The 16693-nt window shown below is 73.9% G+C and carries 17 protein-coding genes and 1 pseudogene; 10 read left to right on the forward strand and 8 right to left on the reverse strand.

Annotated elements, in window-relative coordinates:
• Positions 1 to 71 precede the first annotated feature (71 nt).
• Positions 72 to 287, reverse strand: coding sequence for a hypothetical protein (locus tag M6G08_RS22155; protein WP_272588899.1), 216 nt, complete (start codon positions 285 to 287; stop codon positions 72 to 74).
• A gap of 214 nt (positions 288 to 501) precedes the next feature.
• Between M6G08_RS22155 and M6G08_RS22160 the strand changes: the two genes are divergently transcribed.
• Both M6G08_RS22160 and M6G08_RS22165 read left to right on the forward strand, forming a co-directional pair.
• The gene (locus tag M6G08_RS22160) at positions 502 to 1506 is read left to right on the forward strand and encodes a mechanosensitive ion channel family protein (RefSeq protein ID WP_272588900.1); all 1005 of its coding nucleotides are present in this window, start codon (positions 502 to 504) and stop codon (positions 1504 to 1506) included.
• Between the two features lie 129 nt (positions 1507 to 1635).
• Entirely contained in the window at positions 1636 to 2271 is a 636-nt protein-coding gene (locus tag M6G08_RS22165; RefSeq protein ID WP_272588901.1) for a class I SAM-dependent methyltransferase, read from the forward strand.
• A gap of 40 nt (positions 2272 to 2311) precedes the next feature.
• Here the strand turns inward: M6G08_RS22165 and M6G08_RS22170 are convergent, their stop codons facing one another.
• Positions 2312 to 3502, reverse strand: a complete 1191-nt coding sequence (locus tag M6G08_RS22170) for an amidohydrolase (RefSeq protein WP_272588902.1) — start codon at positions 3500 to 3502, stop codon at positions 2312 to 2314.
• 174 nt (positions 3503 to 3676) lie between these two features.
• On the opposite strand from M6G08_RS22170, the gene M6G08_RS22175 reads away from it, so the two are divergent.
• From M6G08_RS22175 to M6G08_RS22200, 6 genes are all read left to right on the forward strand, one after another.
• Positions 3677 to 5143, forward strand: coding sequence for an aminotransferase class I/II-fold pyridoxal phosphate-dependent enzyme (locus M6G08_RS22175; protein WP_272588903.1), 1467 nt, complete (start codon positions 3677 to 3679; stop codon positions 5141 to 5143).
• 144 nt (positions 5144 to 5287) lie between these two features.
• The gene (locus M6G08_RS22180; protein WP_272588904.1) at positions 5288 to 5473 is read left to right on the forward strand and encodes a hypothetical protein; all 186 of its coding nucleotides are present in this window, start codon (positions 5288 to 5290) and stop codon (positions 5471 to 5473) included.
• A 21-nt stretch (positions 5474 to 5494) separates the two neighbouring features.
• On the forward strand, positions 5495 to 6202 hold the full coding sequence (locus M6G08_RS22185; RefSeq protein ID WP_272588905.1) for a hypothetical protein: 708 nt from the start codon (positions 5495 to 5497) through the stop codon (positions 6200 to 6202).
• Complete coding sequence (locus tag M6G08_RS22190) at positions 6199 to 7140, forward strand: DUF6895 family protein (RefSeq protein WP_272588906.1); 942 nt, start codon at positions 6199 to 6201, stop codon at positions 7138 to 7140. The genes M6G08_RS22185 and M6G08_RS22190 overlap by 4 nt, the downstream gene beginning before the upstream one ends.
• Positions 7137 to 8057 carry a DUF6895 family protein gene (locus tag M6G08_RS22195; protein WP_272588907.1) on the forward strand — a complete coding sequence of 307 codons (921 nt, stop codon included), beginning with the start codon at positions 7137 to 7139 and terminating at the stop codon, positions 8055 to 8057. The genes M6G08_RS22190 and M6G08_RS22195 overlap by 4 nt, the downstream gene beginning before the upstream one ends.
• A complete protein-coding gene (locus tag M6G08_RS22200) occupies positions 8054 to 9145 on the forward strand; it encodes a serine hydrolase domain-containing protein (protein WP_272588908.1) in 1092 nt (363 codons plus the stop codon). Before M6G08_RS22195 ends, M6G08_RS22200 begins: the two co-directional genes overlap by 4 nt.
• A gap of 68 nt (positions 9146 to 9213) precedes the next feature.
• Here the strand turns inward: M6G08_RS22200 and M6G08_RS22205 are convergent, their stop codons facing one another.
• A complete protein-coding gene (locus tag M6G08_RS22205) occupies positions 9214 to 10590 on the reverse strand; it encodes an alpha-lytic protease prodomain-containing protein (protein WP_272588909.1) in 1377 nt (458 codons plus the stop codon).
• A gap of 181 nt (positions 10591 to 10771) precedes the next feature.
• Positions 10772 to 12433 carry an alkaline phosphatase D family protein gene (locus tag M6G08_RS22210; RefSeq protein WP_272588910.1) on the reverse strand — a complete coding sequence of 554 codons (1662 nt, stop codon included), beginning with the start codon at positions 12431 to 12433 and terminating at the stop codon, positions 10772 to 10774.
• Between the two features lie 197 nt (positions 12434 to 12630).
• Between M6G08_RS22210 and M6G08_RS22215 the strand changes: the two genes are divergently transcribed.
• Positions 12631 to 12936, forward strand: coding sequence for a hypothetical protein (locus tag M6G08_RS22215; protein WP_272588911.1), 306 nt, complete (start codon positions 12631 to 12633; stop codon positions 12934 to 12936).
• A gap of 21 nt (positions 12937 to 12957) precedes the next feature.
• On the opposite strand, the pseudogene M6G08_RS22220 reads toward M6G08_RS22215, so the two are convergent.
• The 4 genes and pseudogenes from M6G08_RS22220 to M6G08_RS22235 form a co-directional block, all read right to left on the reverse strand.
• Positions 12958 to 13757 (reverse strand): annotated as a pseudogene (locus M6G08_RS22220) (class I SAM-dependent DNA methyltransferase).
• Between the two features lie 62 nt (positions 13758 to 13819).
• Positions 13820 to 14776 (reverse strand): ABC-2 membrane transporter-related protein, encoded by a 957-nt coding sequence (locus M6G08_RS22225; RefSeq protein ID WP_272588912.1) that lies wholly within the window; start codon positions 14774 to 14776, stop codon positions 13820 to 13822.
• Positions 14773 to 15660 (reverse strand): ATP-binding cassette domain-containing protein, encoded by an 888-nt coding sequence (locus M6G08_RS22230; protein WP_272588913.1) that lies wholly within the window; start codon positions 15658 to 15660, stop codon positions 14773 to 14775. The genes M6G08_RS22225 and M6G08_RS22230 overlap by 4 nt, the downstream gene beginning before the upstream one ends.
• Complete coding sequence (locus M6G08_RS22235; RefSeq protein WP_272588914.1) at positions 15657 to 16163, reverse strand: GntR family transcriptional regulator; 507 nt, start codon at positions 16161 to 16163, stop codon at positions 15657 to 15659. The genes M6G08_RS22230 and M6G08_RS22235 overlap by 4 nt, the downstream gene beginning before the upstream one ends.
• Before the next feature lie 123 nt (positions 16164 to 16286).
• Between M6G08_RS22235 and M6G08_RS22240 the strand changes: the two genes are divergently transcribed.
• Entirely contained in the window at positions 16287 to 16646 is a 360-nt protein-coding gene (locus tag M6G08_RS22240) for a cupin domain-containing protein (RefSeq protein ID WP_272588915.1), read from the forward strand.
• Positions 16647 to 16693: the final 47 nt, after the last annotated feature.

Here is a 16693-nt window from a genome sequence, read left to right on the forward strand (position 1 = left end):
CGGGCCCGCACCCACCCTACGACGCACCCGCGCGGCGCGTCCGCGGGCCCCGCCGCACCGGACGGCGGACGTCAGGCGGCGTGCCGGCCCGGCGGGCGGTGCTCCCCGGTCTCCCCCGGACGCCGGGCCTCGGAGGCCTCGTCCCTGCCGCCCGGGAGGAGCCGCAGATGCCGGCGCCGGGCGTGCCGGGGTGGCTCCGGATCGCCGAAGAGCCGGTCCTCCAGGTACGTCATGGTGAACAACAGCAGCCCCAGGCCGGGCAGCAGCAGGACGGCAACGGTAACCACGCCGCGGGTCCCCCCTCCGCTGTGGACGACTCCGGTCCGGGTGCCCGGGCCCGCGCCGGTGATGGGCCGGCGGCGAGTGAGGATGGTGCAACGATCGGACATAGGGGGCAAGTGGGGCAAGGGTGATGAGTGCGCCGGGCGTCATGTTCGGGGTGTCCGTGGGTAGGGGGGCCCGACGGCGAACCCCATCCCCGAGAACGGAGCACCCCAGCCGATGTCGCACACCGCACCACCCACCGGACCGAGCACGGAGGCGCAGCTGGCGGCCTCGTGGTCGGACTGGATCGGCGACCACACCGAGGCACTGATCGGGATCCCGCTGCGCATCGCGCTCATCGTCGTGATCCTGCTGGTGCTGCGCGCGGTGGCCAAACGGGCCATCACCCGGGTCGTCCAGCGTGTGCTGGAACCGTCGCCCGGCGAGACCGAGAGCGGCCGGCCACCCCGGCGTACGAACCGCGGGGCCGCCGTACTGCACCGCGACCGCTCCCGGGCTCGGCAGCGCCGCGAACAGCGCGCCCGCACCATCGGCTCCGTCCTCAGCAGCGCCGTGACCATCGTGCTCTTCATGGTGGGTGTGGCGATGGTGCTCGAACAGGTCGGCATCGCACTGGGACCGCTGCTGGCCAGCGCCGGAGTGGTGGGCCTCGCGATCGGCTTCGGCGCGCAGAGCCTGGTCGCCGACTACCTGTCCGGCCTGCTCATCATGGTCGAGGACCAGTACGGCGTCGGCGACTCGGTCGACCTCGGCGAGGCCGTCGGCGAGGTGGAGCACGTCGGTCTGCGACTGACGCACGTCCGCGACCTCAACGGCGGACTGTGGCACATCCGCAACGGCGAGATCCTGCGGGTCCGCAACGACAGCCAGGAATGGGCGCGTGCCGTCCTGGACGTCGCCGTGGCCTACGACGCCGACCTCGACACGGTCCACCGCGTCCTGGAGGACGCCGGCCGCGCCCTGCGCCAGGACCCGGACTTCGCGGACGTACTGCTCGAGGACCCGGCGGTGTGGGGCGTGCAGTCCCTGGACGCCGACGGTGTCCTCGTGCGGCTCGCGGTCAAGACCGTGCCGCTCCAGCAGTGGGGCGTCACCCGCGAGCTGCGCCGCCGGGTGAAGGACGCCCTGGACGAGGCGGGCATCGACATCCCCTTCCCGCAGCGGACCGTGTGGGTACGCACGGACGACGGGAAGCCCGAGGCCGACGCCCTGGCGCGCTGACGCCGGGCCCGGCTTGCCGGAACGGCAAAGATCCTTGTCGTTCCGGCTTCCGCGGGTGCAGCCTGCACGCAGGACGCGGGACCGTCTCGCGCCCGGCCGGGCAGCCGGCCCGTCCGCCCAGGAGGCACCATGACCGACACACCCGCGACGGCTCCCGCGGCGGAGTTCTGGGAAGCGCGCTACCGCGACACCGACCGCGTCTGGAGCGGCCGCCCCAACGAACTGCTGGTCCGTGAGGCGGGCGACCTCGTCCCCGGGACGGCACTGGACCTGGGCTGCGGCGAGGGCGCGGACGCCGTGTGGCTGGCCTCGCGCGGCTGGCGGGTCACCGGCGTGGACATCTCCGGCACCGCACTCGAACGCGCCGCCGGACACGCCGCGGACGCCGGGGTCGGCGACCGCGTCGCCTGGGAACGCCACGAGCTGGGCAAGTCGTTCCCCGAGGGCTCCTTCGACCTGGTGAGCGCCCACTACCTGCAGTCCCCGGTCGAGCTCGACCAGCAGACGGTCCTGCGCGCCGCCGCGCGGGCCGTGGCGCGGGGCGGCACCCTGCTGCTCGTCCTGCACGCCGGCTGGCCCTCCTGGCAGACCGAACCGCCGTTCGACGCCGTCTTCCCCACCCTGGACGGAGTCCTCGCCGAACTGGCCCTGCCGGAGGGCGAGTGGACCGTCGAGACCAAGGAGACCGTCCGCCGGCCGAGCACGTCCCCCGAGGGCGCCGACGGCTTCCGCGAGGACCACGTGTGGCGCCTGCGCCGAGCATGAGGCGCCCGCGCCCGCGTACCCCCCTCCCGGCCCGGCCGGATCAGCGCTCCGCGGCCTCCGCCGTGTGATGGGCCGCCCAGGCCTCGGCGCGCAGCCCGGGGCGGAGCAGGACGTCCGCCGCGGTGCGGGCCAGGGCCGTGGCCGCGGCGACGGTCACCTCGCGGGCCCGCTCCGAAGCGGCGGCCTCGGCGAACTCGGGAGTGTGGTCGGAGCCGTCCTCGCCCATGATCGCCACGAACGGGTGGACGGCCGGCACCCGCACACTCACGTTGCCGATGTCCGACGACCCCAGGTACACGCCCGGCACGGGCGGCGTCAGCGTGATCCCCGCCCCGGACAGGTGCGCCGCGAACAGGTCGGACAGCACCCCGCTGTCCCGGAAGTGGTCGTAGCGGACCGTGGCTCGCTCCACCTCGGCCCGCGTGCCGGTGGCCCGGCCCACACCCTCGGCGCACTCGCCCAGCTGCCCGACCAGCTCGTCCAGCGCCCGCGAGGTGGCCGCCCGCAGCCCGAACAGCCCCTGGGCGTACTCGGGCACGATGTTGGTGGCCGTCCCCCCGTGCGTGACGATGCCCTGCACGTGCGAGGCCTCCGGCAGTCGCCGGCCGACCGCACCCAGTACGTTGAACAGCTCCACCAGGGCCGCCAGCGCGTCGACGCCCTCGGTGGGGTTGCCCGTCGGGTGCGCGGCCCGCCCGTGGAAGGCCACCCGGTACTGCACCTGCGCGGTCAGCGGCGCCCGCCGCCAGTCGTGCACCCCCGGGTGGAACATCAGCGCCGCGTCCACCTCGTCGAACACCCCGGCGTCCACTTCGAGGGCCTTGCCGCCCCCGCCCTCCTCGGCGGGCGTGCCCACGGCCAGGACGCGTCCGGCCGAGCCGCCCAGCACCGCGTGGAGAGCGAGCGCCGCCCCCAGGCCCGCCGCCGCGATGAGGTTGTGGCCGCAGGCGTGGCCGAGGCCCGGCAGGGCGTCGTACTCCAGCGGCAGCGCCACCGCCGGACGGCCCCGGCCCGAGCACGCCGCGAACGCGGTCGGCATCCCCGCGACGCCCCGCTCCACCGCGAAGCCGGCACGTTCCAGCTCGCCGGAGAGCAGGGCCGCCGCCCGGTGCTCGGCGAAGGCGTACTCGGGGTCGGCGTGCAGCCGCAGCGCGACGTCCCACAGAGCCCCCGCCCGCCCGGCCACCTCCCGGCGGATGTCCTCGTGGACGTCGTCGAGCGTGCGGGTCACGCGGCCTCCTCGGGTCGGATGCTCCGAATGCGTGCCGTTCCCGGGTTCCACCGCCCGGGTGCCGCGACACCCGCCCGGTTTCGGCGCCGGGGCGGGTGCAATACGTTCCATGCGCCGCGCGGCCGTGAGCCCACGGAACCGGACGGCGCGCCCCGAACCGACGTGGGAGGAACGATGGATCACTCGCGGGTGCCCGTACTGGAAGCGCTGGAGGACTTCCGTCGCCGGGGGGACATCGCCTACGGGCCGCCGGGACACAAGCAGGGACGGGGGGTGGACCCGCGGGTCGCGGAGATCGTCGGCATGGACGTCTTCCGCTCCGACGTCCTCTCCCTCAACGGACTGGACGACCGCCGCCAGTCGCAGGGCGTGGTGAGCCGGGCGCAGGAGCTCATGGCCGACGCCGTCGGCGCCGACCAGGCCTTCTTCTCCACCTGCGGCAGTTCCCTGTCGGTCAAGACCGCGATGCTGGCCGTGGCCGGCCCCGGCGAGAAGCTGCTGATCTCGCGCAACGCGCACAAGGCCGTGGTCGCGGCCGTCGTCGTCAACGGCGTCGAACCCGTCTGGGTGCACCCGAAGTTCGACACCGAACGACACCTCGCCCACCCGCCCGAGCCGGACGACGTACGCCGCAAGCTGGCGGAACACCCGGACGCCAAGGGCATGTTGCTCATCACGCCCACCGACTGGGGGACGTGCGCCGACATCGCGGGCGTGGCCCGGGTCTGCCACGAGTTCGACATCCCCCTCATCGTGGACGAGGCCTGGGGCGCCCACCTGCCGTTCCACCCCGGCCTGCCCGCCTGGGGGATGGACACCGAGGCCGACCTGGTGGTGACCAGCGTCCACAAGATGGGCGGCGCCATCGAGCAGAGCTCCGTCTTCCATCTCCAGTACGACCGGGTCTCGCCCGAGGTGCTCAGACAGCGCGAGGACCTGCTGGGCACCACCAGCGCCTCGACCCTGGTGTTCGCCACGCTCGACGGCTGGCGCCGGCAGATGGTCGAGCAGGGCCGCGAACTGCTCGGTGCCGCGCTCGGCCGGGCGGAACGCGTCCGCGCGGCGGTCGCCGCCATGCCGGGGCTGCGCCCCATGGGACAGGAGGTCGTCGACGCCGGGCTCGCCGCCGCCTACGACCCGCTCAAGATCGTGATCGACGTAAGGGAACTGGGCGTCAGCGGCATGCAGGCGACCGAATGGGTGCGCGACCACTGCCACGTCGACCTCGGCGGCTCCGACACCTGCCGCATCAGCGCCTCGATCACCCACGCCGACGACGACCGGACGGAGGAAGTGCTGCTGGACGCCCTGCGCGCGCTCGTCGACGGGGCCGGACCGATCGGACGCAGGCCGCCGGTCCGGCTGCCCGAGCCCTCCGCGCTGGAACTGGAACAGGCCATGCTGCCGCGCGCGGCGTTCTTCGCCCCGGTGGACCACGTGCCCGCCGAACGGGCCGCCGGGCGCGTCTCCGCGGAGATGATCAGCCCCTATCCGCCGGGTGTGCCCGTGGTCGCCCCCGGCGAGGTCATCACCGACGAGGTCGTGGACTACCTGCGCAGCGGCGCGGACCACGGCGTGCTGATCCCGGACGCGGCCGATCCGTCGGTGCGGACCCTGCGGGTGGTGCGCACCCCGCACTGAGCGGGAGAGGGCCTCCGCCGTCCGACGACTGTCCGATTTGTTGAAGAAGTGACCTCCTGAGTTTTTTGAGAAGAGAGGCATGCTTTGTGACTTCCCGGACACCTGTGGTGTGAAGGCCATTGGCTACCAGAGGGAGATGGTGAAATGCCTTCCAAGGACAAGGTGCTCGAGGAAGTCCGCACCGAGAACATCGACATCGAAGCAGTACTCGACCCCACCGAGCCCGACGGAGTCTTCCGCGACAGCCGCGAGTGCGCCGCGCTCGCCCTGCAGTCCGGAGGCACCACCCTGCTGCTTTCGCCGCCGACCCCGCGCCCCAAGAAGGGTTGACGGACCGACGGGAGCAGTGAGATGGAGCAGTCGAGCACGTCAGCCCTTCTCCAGGGAACGGTGCTGGACCTCGCTTCCGACGTGGTCTCCGCTCTTCGGAGCGGAGACCACGTACGAGCGGGGGGCACCCTCGCGGCGGGCGGACCGGGCGACGGCGTCGCACGCGCGGCGGTACGCGTCCTGGGCGCCGACCTGCTGCTGCCCACCACCCTGCTGGGTGTTGAACCCGGCCCCGGTCAACTCGCCGTGTTCCAGGAGGCCGTGGCGGCCCATCGGCCACGCCCCGACGCGGCCCCGGCCGTCGCGTGGAGCCACTGGGCGATGACCCGGGCCCTGCACCGGCTGGGACAGACCCCGAACGGCCCGCTCGCCGGCGAGGCGGGTGCCGAACCCGACGCCGGCTGGCTGGACGACGCCGGCTGGCAGTATCTGACCCATCAACTCGCCGTCCTCGCCCCGCTCGCCCTGCCCGGCGAGGAGAACGCGGTCATGCGCGCCGCCCGCCGCCGCCCGGTGGACGTCGCCCGCGGTTTCGTACGGGCGGTACGCCGCCGCGACTGGCAGCAGGCGGCCGGAGCCGGACGCTGGCTCACCCTCCTGGACGGGGTGCCCGTCACCCTCGGCCTGGAGGCCGGCCTCGACTTCGTACGGCTCATGGGCGGCGGCGACCCACGGGTGGCCCTCCAGCTGGAGGCGGCGCGGCTGATGCCGGCCGGAGTGCTCCTGTGAGCGCCCGGCGGGCCGGGGCGGCCGCCCTGGACTGGGTACGGGCGCACCGCGACCGCTTCGCGCTCGGCGAGGACGCGCTCGCGGCGGACGGCCAGGTCAACCGCACCTGGAAGCCGCTGGGCGAACTGGCCCAGGTGTGCGCCTCCGTGTCGGCCCGCACCCCGGCCTCGGACCCGTTGCACGCACCGGCGGCCGAGCTGCTGGACTTCGCCTGGCAGCAGACCCGCGAGGGCGAGATGTTCCCGCTGATGCAGTCGCTGGAACCCTTCGCCACCTACCCGCTGGAGGTCTACGCGGCCTTCGCCTCGGCCGGCTACCGCCACCCCGGCTACGAGGCGTCCGCCGCCGTGGTGGCGCGCACCCGGGGCTGGCGCCTGACCGAGCAGTACCCCACCCGGCGGCTCGGCGTCATCGAGGCCGAGCGGCGCAGCGGCCTGCGCCCGCACGGCGGAGTGCCGCAGGCGCTGGACCGCACCTGGCTGGGCGGCCTGCCCGAACCGTGGACCTTCGAACGCGCGGCCGGGTACGCGCTGACCCACGTCGTCTTCCACCTCACCGACTGGGGCCGCACCCCGCAGGGCCTGCCGCCCGACCTGGCCGACTACCTGCGACACTGGCTGCCGCCCTGGCTGGACACCTGCCTGGACGCCCGCATGTACGACCTGAGCTGCGAGCTGCTGGCGGTGGCGGCGAGCCTCCCGGACCCGCCGGAGCCGACCGTGCTGGAGGACGCCTGGCACCGCGTCACGGCGGCACAGCACGCCTGCGGCGCCGTCCCCGAGGAGGGCGCCCTCCAGGACGCCGCCCCACCGGGGCGGGACGACCCCTACGCCTTCAGCGACTGCTACCACTCCACCCTGATGGCGGTGTTCGCCGCGGCCCTCACCACGGCCCGGGTGCGCGACGCGGACCACGCCGGACAAGGAGTGCCCGGATGACGGACACCCGACTGATCCACCGCGTCGGAGCGGGCGCCCTGGAGTGGCTCTGGGCCCACCGCGACGGCTTCCGTCTGGAGCCGGACGTCGACCCCGAGATCGGCTTCCTGGAGCGCTTCAAGCCGATCGGGGAGCTCGCCCTGATCTGCAAGGTGCTCTTCCGCGAGGGCGTCGCCGGCTCCCGGCAGGCCCAGCTGGCCCGCCAACTGCTCGACCACGTCTGGCGGGACACGCTGGACGGCGGCCGCATGCTGGTGCGCGGACAGCGCGTCGAACCGTTCTCACCCGTGCCCTTCGAGGTGTACCTGCCGTTCAAGGAGCTGGGCTACAGCCAGCCCGAGATCGAGCGAGCCACCGTGCTCAACCACCGCCTGGACAGCTGGACGCGGTTCCCGGTGACCCCGACCCGGCGCCTGGGTCTGTCCGCCTTCCAGCGCCGCTTCGGCCTGCCGGCCCGGCCGCCCGAGGCCGACCTGGTGGGCACCACCTGGCTGGCCGGCACCCCCGAACCCTGGACGGTCGAGGGCCACACCGCCTACGACATCACCCACACCGTCTTCCACCTCACCGACTGGGGCGAGCGGCCCGACGGCCTGCCGGAGACCGTCGCCGACTACCTCGCCACCTGGCTGCCGGTCTGGATCGACGACTGGGTGGACCTGGAGCGCTGGGACCTGCTCGGCGAACTCCTCGTCGTGGACGCCTGCCTGCCCCGGCCCACCCTGGACGAACCCGCGTGGCAGGCCTTCGCCGCCGCGCAGCAGTCCGACGGTGCCATGCCCGCCGTACGGGCGATGCCCGAGGGCGACCCCGACACGGTGTTCGACATCGTCTACCACCCGACGCTGGTTGCCGCCTACGCCTCCGTGCTGGCCACCTCCCGCGCCCTCAGCGAGCTGGCGCACAGCAGCTCATGACGGCCCGCCGCGCGCCCTGGCCGGGCGACCTCCGCGACGAGGCCGGGCACGCCCAGCCCCCGGCCGCAGCCCCCGGGCCGTCCGACGAGAGGGCCCTGCTCGACCGGCTGGCCGAGGCCGTCGACGCCTCCGACGCGCCCGACGCCGTCTTCGCCGTCTCCCGGCACGGCCGGCGCACCCTCCACAGCGGCGGCACGGCCACAGCGCCCGACGTCCCCCGCCAGGACCTGCGCTACGAGATCGGCTCGGCCTCCAAGACCCTCACCGGACTGCTGCTGACCTTGCTCATCCGGCGCGGCGTGCTCACCGGAGCCGAACCGGCCGCCGCCTGCCTGGATCCCGGCCACCCGGTGGGCCCGCACCCCGTGACCCTCGCCCACCTCGTCACCCACACCTCGGGGCTCCCGGCGCTGCCCGCCGACTTCGTCCCCCGCGCCCTGCCCGCCTGGCGCACCAACCCCTACGCCCGCTACCCGGCCGAGCGGCTGACCGGTGCCTTCCTGCGCCACGGCCCGCGCCACCGCCCCGGAACCCGCTGGCACTACTCCAACTACGGCGTCTCCGTCCTCGGCCACGCCTTGGCCGCGGCCACCGGCAGGACCTGGGACGACCTGCTCACCGGTCAGGTCCTGCGCCCCCTCGGCATGAGCGGCACCGCCCTGCGCGCGGAGGACGACAAGACCGACGCAACCGGCCACCGCAGGGACGGCCGGACCCCGGTCCCGGCCTTCGACGCGGGCGGCTTCCAGGCGGCGGGCGCCGTCCGGTCCACCCCGCACGACCTGCTCACCTTCCTGGAGGCCCACCTCGACCCGGCCCGCTCACCCCTGGCCGGCGCGCTGCGGGCGGTACGCGTGCCGGTGCTCCGCCGCGGGCTCGGGCACCGGCACGTGCACACGGTGGCGTGGTTCCGGCACCCCACCGACGGCGGGCCGATGTACTTCCACAGCGGCGCCACCCTCGGCCAGCAGGCGTTCCTCGGCTTCCGCCCCGACACCGGCACGGCGCTGGCCGCGGTCTGCACCCGCCGCTTCCGTGCCCGGGACCCGTTCATCGCCACCGCCTACGCGCTCCTCGCCGGGCCATGACGAGGGCGCGGGGCCGCCGCCTCGCACCAGCGGCCCCGCGCCCGAGCCGCAGGACGGCTCACCCTCCGTCAGACACGCTGCCACAGGGCCGGCGTGGCCTCGGGCGACCAGACGCCCTGCGCCTGGTGGTTCTGCAGGCACCGGTAGCGCAGCCCCGCGTGGGACACCGTGGTTCCGGCCTCGTAGACCCGGCCGGCGGTCCACGCGTCCGCCGCCGCGTTGTCCTGCGGCGCGGGCGTGCCCGACTCGGCGGAGGTCGTCCTCAGGGTGAGGCCGAAGTCGCTGAGCAGCGGATTGACCGGCTGGTAGAAGGTGGTTCCGCCGTTCGTGCAGTCGCCGGAGCCGCCGGACGTGGTGCCCTGCGCCTGGGTGCCCGCGACGAAGGGGCCGCCGGAGTCGCCGGGTTCGGCGCACACCGTGGTCTGGGTCAGGCCGTCCACGGTGCCCTGCGGGTAGCTGACGCTCGTGTCGTGCTGCTGGACCGTGCCGCAGTGCCACCCGGTGGTGGAGCCGGAGCGGCAGACGGACGCGCCCACGAGCGCCTCCACCGAGCCGTCGATCCGCACCCTCTGGCCGCCCTCGCCGTTGACGTCCGGGGTGGCGGTCCAGTCGGCGTTGACGCCCACCCAGGCCATGTCCTTGCCCGGGAAGGTGGACGCCTGGAAGGTGCCCTGGTCGGTCTCGTCGACTCCGGTGGTCGTCGCGCCCGGCTCGCCGCAGTGGCCGGCCGTGGCGAAGCCCTGCTGCTGGTCCTTGGTGACGGAGAAGCCGATGGAGCAGCGGGCCTGGCCGTCGATGTAGTAGGCGTCGCCGCCGACGAGGTCCTTGAACACCCGGGGGCGGTCGGCCGAGACCCGGACACCGACGTCCTGGCCGGCGACCCCGGCGGCCTCGACGAAGTCCGCTGCGGCCGACTCGCTGGTGGCCTGCACCACGACCCGGTTGGTCCTGACGTCGACGAACCAGACCGGCGTCTCGTGCGTCCCGGTTCGCGCGGCGGCGGCGTCCAGCTTCTCCTTGACCGAGCGGAGCTCCGCCAGCCCCTTCTCGACGACCGCCGCCTCGGCGCCCTGGGCCTCGATGGCGGCCGTGTCCGCGGCGTCGGTGGTGGCGACGGTCAGTTCGGCGGAGGTCGCGCCGCTCACCCAGGCCCCGGCGAAGCGGTCGCCCAGCGTGTTGCGCAGCATGCCCGCGCGGGTGCCCGCCTCGGCCTCGTTGACCAGCCGGGCCGACGCCTGGGCCGGCGTCAGTTCCAGGTCCCGTTGCATGGCGCGCAGCACCTGCGCCCCGGGTGTGTCCGCGCCGAGCGTCCGCGCGGCGGCGGACACCGGTCCAGGAGCCGGCGGCGGGGCGGCCGACGCCGCGGCGGGGACTGCGGTCAGGACCAGGGCGCCGAGCGCGGTGAGGGCTGCGCGGCGGCTGCGCGCGGCATGTCTGCCGACCATGCGATGTGCCTCCTTCGAGGGCTGTGCGAGACAGCGGGTGTCGGTGGGTGACCACGGGGTCGTGGTGCGGGTCCGGCGAAGTCACAGTCCTTGCCGGTGGGGTCCGCGGCCATGTCCGCGCCGGGCGTCATTCGCGCGATGGGGGACGCGGCGGGTGCCAAGTGCAGTACGCCGGCGGGCGTCAGGCGGGGGCCAGTCCCGGGTTGCCCGCCTCGGTGACGAAGGAGGCGGCCGTGGTGACGGGGGCGCCGGGCGTGCTGATGGCGGAGACCGTCCGGAAGTCGAGGCGGGTGGCCTGGCGGCCGAGTTCGGCGCGGACGTACCCGCGCTTGCCGTTGTAGAACTTCATGTGCGGGTTGGCCCGCATGTACAGGTCCCAGTTGGCGGGCTGCTCCACGCCGTCCCGGCCGCTGGCGACCGAGGTGCAGGTGACCTCCGTGCCGACGGTGGCCGACGCCGGGTCGTCGAAGTCCTCCTTGACGTCGAGGGCGTACCCCACGTGCACGTCACCGGTGAGGATCAGCCAGTTCTCGACGCCGGCGGCCTTCGCCCCGGCGACCACCCGGTCGCGGGAGGCGCGGTAGCCGTCCCAGGCGTCCATGGAGAGCGCGGCGTCGGCGGTCACGTCGAACTTGCGCTGGGAGAAGCAGACCTGCTGGGGCATCACGTTCCACAGCGCCGTCGAGTTCCGCCAGCCCTCCAGCAGCCACTGCTCCTGCGCCGCGCCGGTGATGGTGCGCGCCGGGTCGTCGGACTCCGGTCCGGGGGCGTGCGGCCGGTCGTCGTAGGCCTGGTCGGACCGGTACTGCCGGGTGTCGAGGATGTCGAACTGGGCGAGCGTGCCCCAGTGCAGCCTGCGGTAGAGCCGGGCGTCCGGGCCCTGGGGCAGCTGGGCGGCGCGCAGCGGCTGGTTCTCCCAGTACGCGCGGTAGGCGGCCGCCCTCCGCAGCAGGAACTCCTCCGGAGGGATGCCGTTCTCGGGGATGTCGTCGGCGTAGTTGTTCTCGGTCTCGTGGTCGTCCCAGGCGACCACGAAGGGGTGCGCGGCGTGGGCCGCCTTGAGGTCCTCGTCGCTCTTGTACAGGGAGTAGCGCAGCCGGTAGTCCGCGAGGGTCATGGTCTCGCGGTTGAAGACGTCGGGCAGCACGCGGTCGGTGTAGCGGCGCTCGCCGCCCGACGGGTTCACCGCGTACTCGTACAGGTAGTCGCCGAGGTGGAAGACCACGTCGACGTCGTCCTGGGCCAGGTGCCGCAGTACGGTGTAGTAACCGTCCATGTACGCCTGGCAGGCGACGGCCCCCAGCCTCAGCGTGGCGGCGGCGCTGCCCGCCGGCGGCGCGGTGCGGGTGCGGCCCGCGGGGCTGATCCAGGCACCGGCCCGGAACCGGTAGTAGTACACGGTGCCCGGCGTCAGGCCCCGCACGTCGACGTGCACGCTGTGGTTGTACTCGGCGTGCGCGTCGGCGGTGCCCCGGAACAGGACGGCCGCGAAGTACTCGTCGAGGGCCACCTCCCACTCGACCGTGACCCGCTCCGTGCCCATGCCGCCGTCCTCCAGGAACGGCTCGGGCGCGAGCCGGGTCCACAGCAGCACCGAGTCCGGCAGCGGATCACCGGAGGCGACGCCCAGCGTGAACGGGTCTTTGGTGATCCGGGCGGCGCGCTCGGGCGCGGCCACCGCGCCGCGGGCCGGGGCGTTGGTGGAGAAGGCGAGCGCGGCGGCGGCCGCGGTGACGGTGAGGAAACGCCGGCGGGCCAGGTGGCGCGCGGCGGCGCCCAGCACGGCGTCGTGCGGGGAGAAGGCGTGCTCGGCCAGTCGGCGGTGACGGCCCGTGGGCGCCATCTGGTGTCCTCTCGTACGGGGCGGGCGTCCTGCCCGGGATGCGCGGACCCCGCATGCTAAGCAGACAAAACGTCCGAAACCGGCAGGGCTTGCGGAGTGATCACACAGGAGGACGTACGCGCGTGTGGACGCCGTGCCCCGGGGGCACCCGGACGCGGGTGGAGAGGGCAGGGAGAGGAAGGCGGTGGGCGGAGCCGATGGCCAGGACCCGGCGTTACGAGGTGGCGGCCTCCGGTCGCTGGTGGGACGAGGAGGACAACCGCTGGCTGCCGGCCGGCGAGGTGCACGCGTGGGAGCAGGGCACGAACCAGACCGTGTGCGGACTGTCCCTGCACCGCTCGCGGCTGGCCCGGTTCGCGGCCGTCGGCTGGAGCGATGTGCTGCCCGAGTCCGGCGGCGCGGCGGACGCCGTCCGCCGGGTCTGCCCGCGCTGCGCGGCGGTGGCCGGCCGCCGGACAGCGGGCGACCGGCCGGGCTGGCGACGGGTGAACCCGCGCCCCTGAGACCGGGGCGCGGGCCTCGGGTCAGGACGGCAGCGGTGTGCGGCTGACCCGGATCTTGGACTGGCCGTGCGGCCGCTTCTCCCAGTCCTCCATGAACCGCGCGTGCAGGTTGTGCTGGGCCGCCAGTGTGAGCAGCGTGTCGGTGCGGTAGTAGAAGTCCTCGCGCAGCACCTGGTGCTCCGTCCCCTCGGTGCGGTCGAAGGTGAAGTCGAAGAACCCCGTGTCGGTCAGGACGCGGCCGACGTGAGCGAGGCACTCGTCGATGACACTCAGCGGCGAGTGCGAGAAGACGCTGTGCGCGTGGACGACGTCGAAGTGGCCGTCCGGCAGGAACTCCAGCTTCAGGTCCCCGGTGATGGTCAGGTGGGGCAGCTTGGCCTGGAGGCCGTGCTCGGTCACCGTCTGCTTCGCGGCGATCAGTATGTCCGGCGAGATGTCGATGCCGTAGTAGTGGCCGGTGTCGAGGTGGTCGATGAAGTGCCGGCCGCCGCGCAGGTTGCCGCAGCCGATGTCGAGCATGCGGTGCTCCGGGCGCAGTCCGTGCTCGATCAGGTAGTCGAACTGCATCTGTCCCAGCGCCAGCCAGCGGTCGTGGGTCCGGCTGCCGACCGCCGCCTCGGGGCTGCGGCGGGCGTCGGAGGCCATCACCGCCCGGTAGTAGCCGACGTGGTCCGGGTGCTTGAACCGCAGCCACGCGTCCCGGCCGGCCCGGCGCACGTACGGGCCGACACGTCGGGGTGGCGCAGCGCGTAGCCGACCTTGTGGGTGAGCGCGGCGCGGTTGCTGCGCAGTTTCTTCGGGGACTTGGCGTCCTTGGGCATGACGGTTCGACCTCCGGGTGAGGGGCTGAGGTGGGACGGTGCGGGAGGTGCCGCAGAGAGTGTCAGATCCGGCGGCGCAGCAACAGGACCGTGACGAGGGCGAGTGCGAGCGCGAGGCCGCCGAGGAGCGCGGTGTCGGTCCACTGGAACGCCCAGTAGTCGCCTGCGGGGTTCGCCTCGTAGAAGCGTGCGACGTAACCGTGCTGCGTCATGCACTCCTTCAGCTCGCGCCCGGACGGGTAGGGGCAGTCCAGGACGTCGTCCCGGCGGCCGGACGCCGTGATCAGGCCGTAGTGCCCGGTGGACCACTTCTCGCCCATCGGCGGCTTGGGCCGCCACCCGTCGCTGACGTAGGTGTGCGGCGGGACCAGGAGCCGGGCCCGGTGGGTCCACTGCACCAGTGCCGTCACCGCGGCCGTGACCAGCAGCGTCCACGCCATGGCGGACAGCACCCGGCGGGTCAGCAGCCCGGCGAGGGTGCCCACGGCCAGGCCGCACAGCGCGGCGGCGACGGCGGCGGGACCGGAACCGGTGAGCGCGGTGGCCTCGTACCAGAAGACGCCGTAGCTGTGGTTGGCCGCGGGCTCCCACCACCAGCGGAACAGCAGGGCCAGCGATCCGGAGAGCGCCACGGTGCCCACCGCGGCGAGGACGAGGCGGGAGGCGAACCACTGGGCCCGGCTCACGCCCTGCGCCAGCACCATCCGGTGCGTGCCCAGCTCCCGGTCGCGGCCCAGCAGCGGCGCGCCCCAGAACATGCCGACCAGCGTGGGCAGGGCGATGTTGAGCGCGCCGAGCAGCTTGAGCGGTTCGACGTCCAGGAACTGCGGCAGCCCGTCACCGGGCCGGCTGCAGAACAGCGGGCCGGGATCGCAGTGGTCGAACAGCCCGCTGTGCAGGTCGTCCAGCATGCCCGAGCGGAAGTACGTGGCGAGCGCGGCGGCGACGACCAGGACGGCCGCGCCGCAGCCGACCAGCACCCGCTGCTGGCGCCAGGCCAGCCACAGCGTGCCCTTCACGCCGCCTCCTCGCTGCCCTCGGCGCCGGAGCGCAGATGGCCGAGGAGGATCTCCTCCAGGCCGGGCCGCTCGACGTGCCAGTCGCCGCCGAGCGGGCCCCGGGGGCGTATCAGCGCGGTCAGCTGCCGTCCGTGCGTGCGTTGCCGCACCACTTCGTGGCGCCGCAGTCCGGGTGCCTCGTCGGCGTGCCCGGTGACCAGGGCGTGGCCCTCGCGGAGCGCGTCGGTGTCCTCGTCCAGCGCGACCCGGCCGGCCCGCAGCAGCAGTACCCGGTCGCAGGTCTGCTCCAGGTCGGGCAGGACGTGCGAGGACAGCACGATGCTCACCTCGCGCTCGGCCGCCTCGGCCATCAGGGTCGCCATGATCTCCTCGCGCACCACCGGGTCGAGGTCGGCGAGGGGCTCGTCCAGGAGCAGCAGCTCCGGCCGCTTGCCGAGGGCCAGGGCGAGCGCGACCCGGGTGCGCCGGCCCGGTGACAGCTCGCCCACGCGGGCTGTGAGGGGGATGCCGCCCTCGCCCACGACCCGCTCGGCGACCGTCCGGTCCCAGACGGCGTTCAGCTTGCCGCCCATGCGCAGGGTGTCGGCCACCGTGAAGCGCGGGTAGAGCGGCTTGTCCTGGGTGAGCAGGGCGACCCGGGTGCGGGCCGCGGCGGAGTCCGGCGCGGTGCCCAGGGCCCGGATCTCTCCGTGGGTGGGCCGCAGCAGGCCGCCGGCCAGATGCAGCAGGGTGCTCTTGCCCGCGCCGTTGCGGCCCACCAGCGCGGTGATCCGACCGCGGGGCACCGTGAACTTGCAGTCCCGCAGGGCCCAGTCGCCGCGTGCCCGGTAGCGGAACCCGAGCTCCGTGGCGTGCAGCGCGGCGGGCTCGTCCGGCCCGGTCATGCGTCCTCCTGTCTCCGTCCCCGGTCACCCGGGTCCTGATCGTGCCGCTCGCGCGGTTCGTGCTCGTGCGGTTCCTGCTCGCGCGGTTCGTGCCCGCGCCCCTCGGGCCCGTCCGGCTCGTGCGCGTCCAGGGCCGCCGTGACCAGGGCGAGGACGTCGTCCCGCTCGAGCCCGGCCGACCGGGCCCGTGCGACCCACTCGGCGAGGTCCGCGCGCAGCGGCGAGTCGTCCTCCGCGCCGGGCCGCGCCAGCGACCGCGTCACGAAGGTGCCGAGCCCGCGCCGCGACCGCACCAGACCGGCCTGCTCCAGGTCGCGATAGGCCCGGAACACGGTGTTGGGGTTGATGGCGGTGGCGGCGACGACCTCCTTGGCCGTCGGGAGCTTGTCCCCGACCCGCAGCACGCCCATCCGGAGCGCCTGCTCGGTCTGCCGCACGATCTGTACGTAGGCGGGTACGCCGCCGCGTCGATCGATCCGGTACTCGACCACGTCACCTTCCATGCTTTCATTAATTCATTAGTAGAAGCATGATCAGATGGTTCGCGGATGTCAACTTCCCCGGATGGCGGCGCCGGCTTGACAGGCGGACGATGGGGTGGTGGGGACTGGGAAAGGAGGAGCGTCATGCTGGAGGCGAAGACGCTCGACAAGCCGGACGAGCGGCGCGATTTCCCCCGGGGGCACATCGAGGCCGTGCACATGGAAGGACTCGACTTCGCCGTCGCCACCTTCGAACCGGGCTGGCGCTGGTCGGAGTCCGTGGGGCCCATCGCGGGCACCGACAGCTGCCTGATCCACCACAACTGCTACGTGGTGGAGGGCCGGATGCACGTCCGCATGGACGACGGCACCGAGAGCGAGGTGGGCCCCGGCGACGTGTTCGTCTGCTCGCCCGGTCACGACGCCTGGGTCGTGGGCGACGCGCAGTGCGTCGTTTACGACTTCGCGGGCGGCATGGCGAAGGAGTACGCCAAGGCCGACTAGGAGCGCGTACGCGGGGAGGGGGTGACCGTCTCGACGGTCACCCCCTC

The sequence above is a fragment of the Streptomyces sp. M92 genome, from assembly GCF_028473745.1.
Classification (GTDB): Bacteria; Actinomycetota; Actinomycetes; order Streptomycetales; family Streptomycetaceae; genus Streptomyces.

What these genes read in the sequence shown, in the direction of transcription:
- M6G08_RS22215 (WP_272588911.1), top strand. Translation starts at nt 12,631, where the DNA reads ATGGCCAGGACCCGGCGTTACGAGGTGGCGGCCTCCGGTCGCTGGTGG.
- M6G08_RS22185 (WP_272588905.1), top strand. Translation starts at nt 5,495, where the DNA reads ATGGAGCAGTCGAGCACGTCAGCCCTTCTCCAGGGAACGGTGCTGGAC.
- M6G08_RS22175 (WP_272588903.1), top strand. Translation starts at nt 3,677, where the DNA reads ATGGATCACTCGCGGGTGCCCGTACTGGAAGCGCTGGAGGACTTCCGT.
- M6G08_RS22230 (WP_272588913.1), bottom strand. Translation starts at nt 15,660, where the DNA reads ATGACCGGGCCGGACGAGCCCGCCGCGCTGCACGCCACGGAGCTCGGG.
- M6G08_RS22210 (WP_272588910.1), bottom strand. Translation starts at nt 12,433, where the DNA reads ATGGCGCCCACGGGCCGTCACCGCCGACTGGCCGAGCACGCCTTCTCC.
- M6G08_RS22240 (WP_272588915.1), top strand. Translation starts at nt 16,287, where the DNA reads ATGCTGGAGGCGAAGACGCTCGACAAGCCGGACGAGCGGCGCGATTTC.
- M6G08_RS22160 (WP_272588900.1), top strand. Translation starts at nt 502, where the DNA reads ATGTCGCACACCGCACCACCCACCGGACCGAGCACGGAGGCGCAGCTG.
- M6G08_RS22195 (WP_272588907.1), top strand. Translation starts at nt 7,137, where the DNA reads ATGACGGACACCCGACTGATCCACCGCGTCGGAGCGGGCGCCCTGGAG.
- M6G08_RS22165 (WP_272588901.1), top strand. Translation starts at nt 1,636, where the DNA reads ATGACCGACACACCCGCGACGGCTCCCGCGGCGGAGTTCTGGGAAGCG.
- M6G08_RS22235 (WP_272588914.1), bottom strand. Translation starts at nt 16,163, where the DNA reads ATGGAAGGTGACGTGGTCGAGTACCGGATCGATCGACGCGGCGGCGTA.
- M6G08_RS22205 (WP_272588909.1), bottom strand. Translation starts at nt 10,590, where the DNA reads ATGGTCGGCAGACATGCCGCGCGCAGCCGCCGCGCAGCCCTCACCGCG.
- M6G08_RS22180 (WP_272588904.1), top strand. Translation starts at nt 5,288, where the DNA reads ATGCCTTCCAAGGACAAGGTGCTCGAGGAAGTCCGCACCGAGAACATC.
- M6G08_RS22200 (WP_272588908.1), top strand. Translation starts at nt 8,054, where the DNA reads ATGACGGCCCGCCGCGCGCCCTGGCCGGGCGACCTCCGCGACGAGGCC.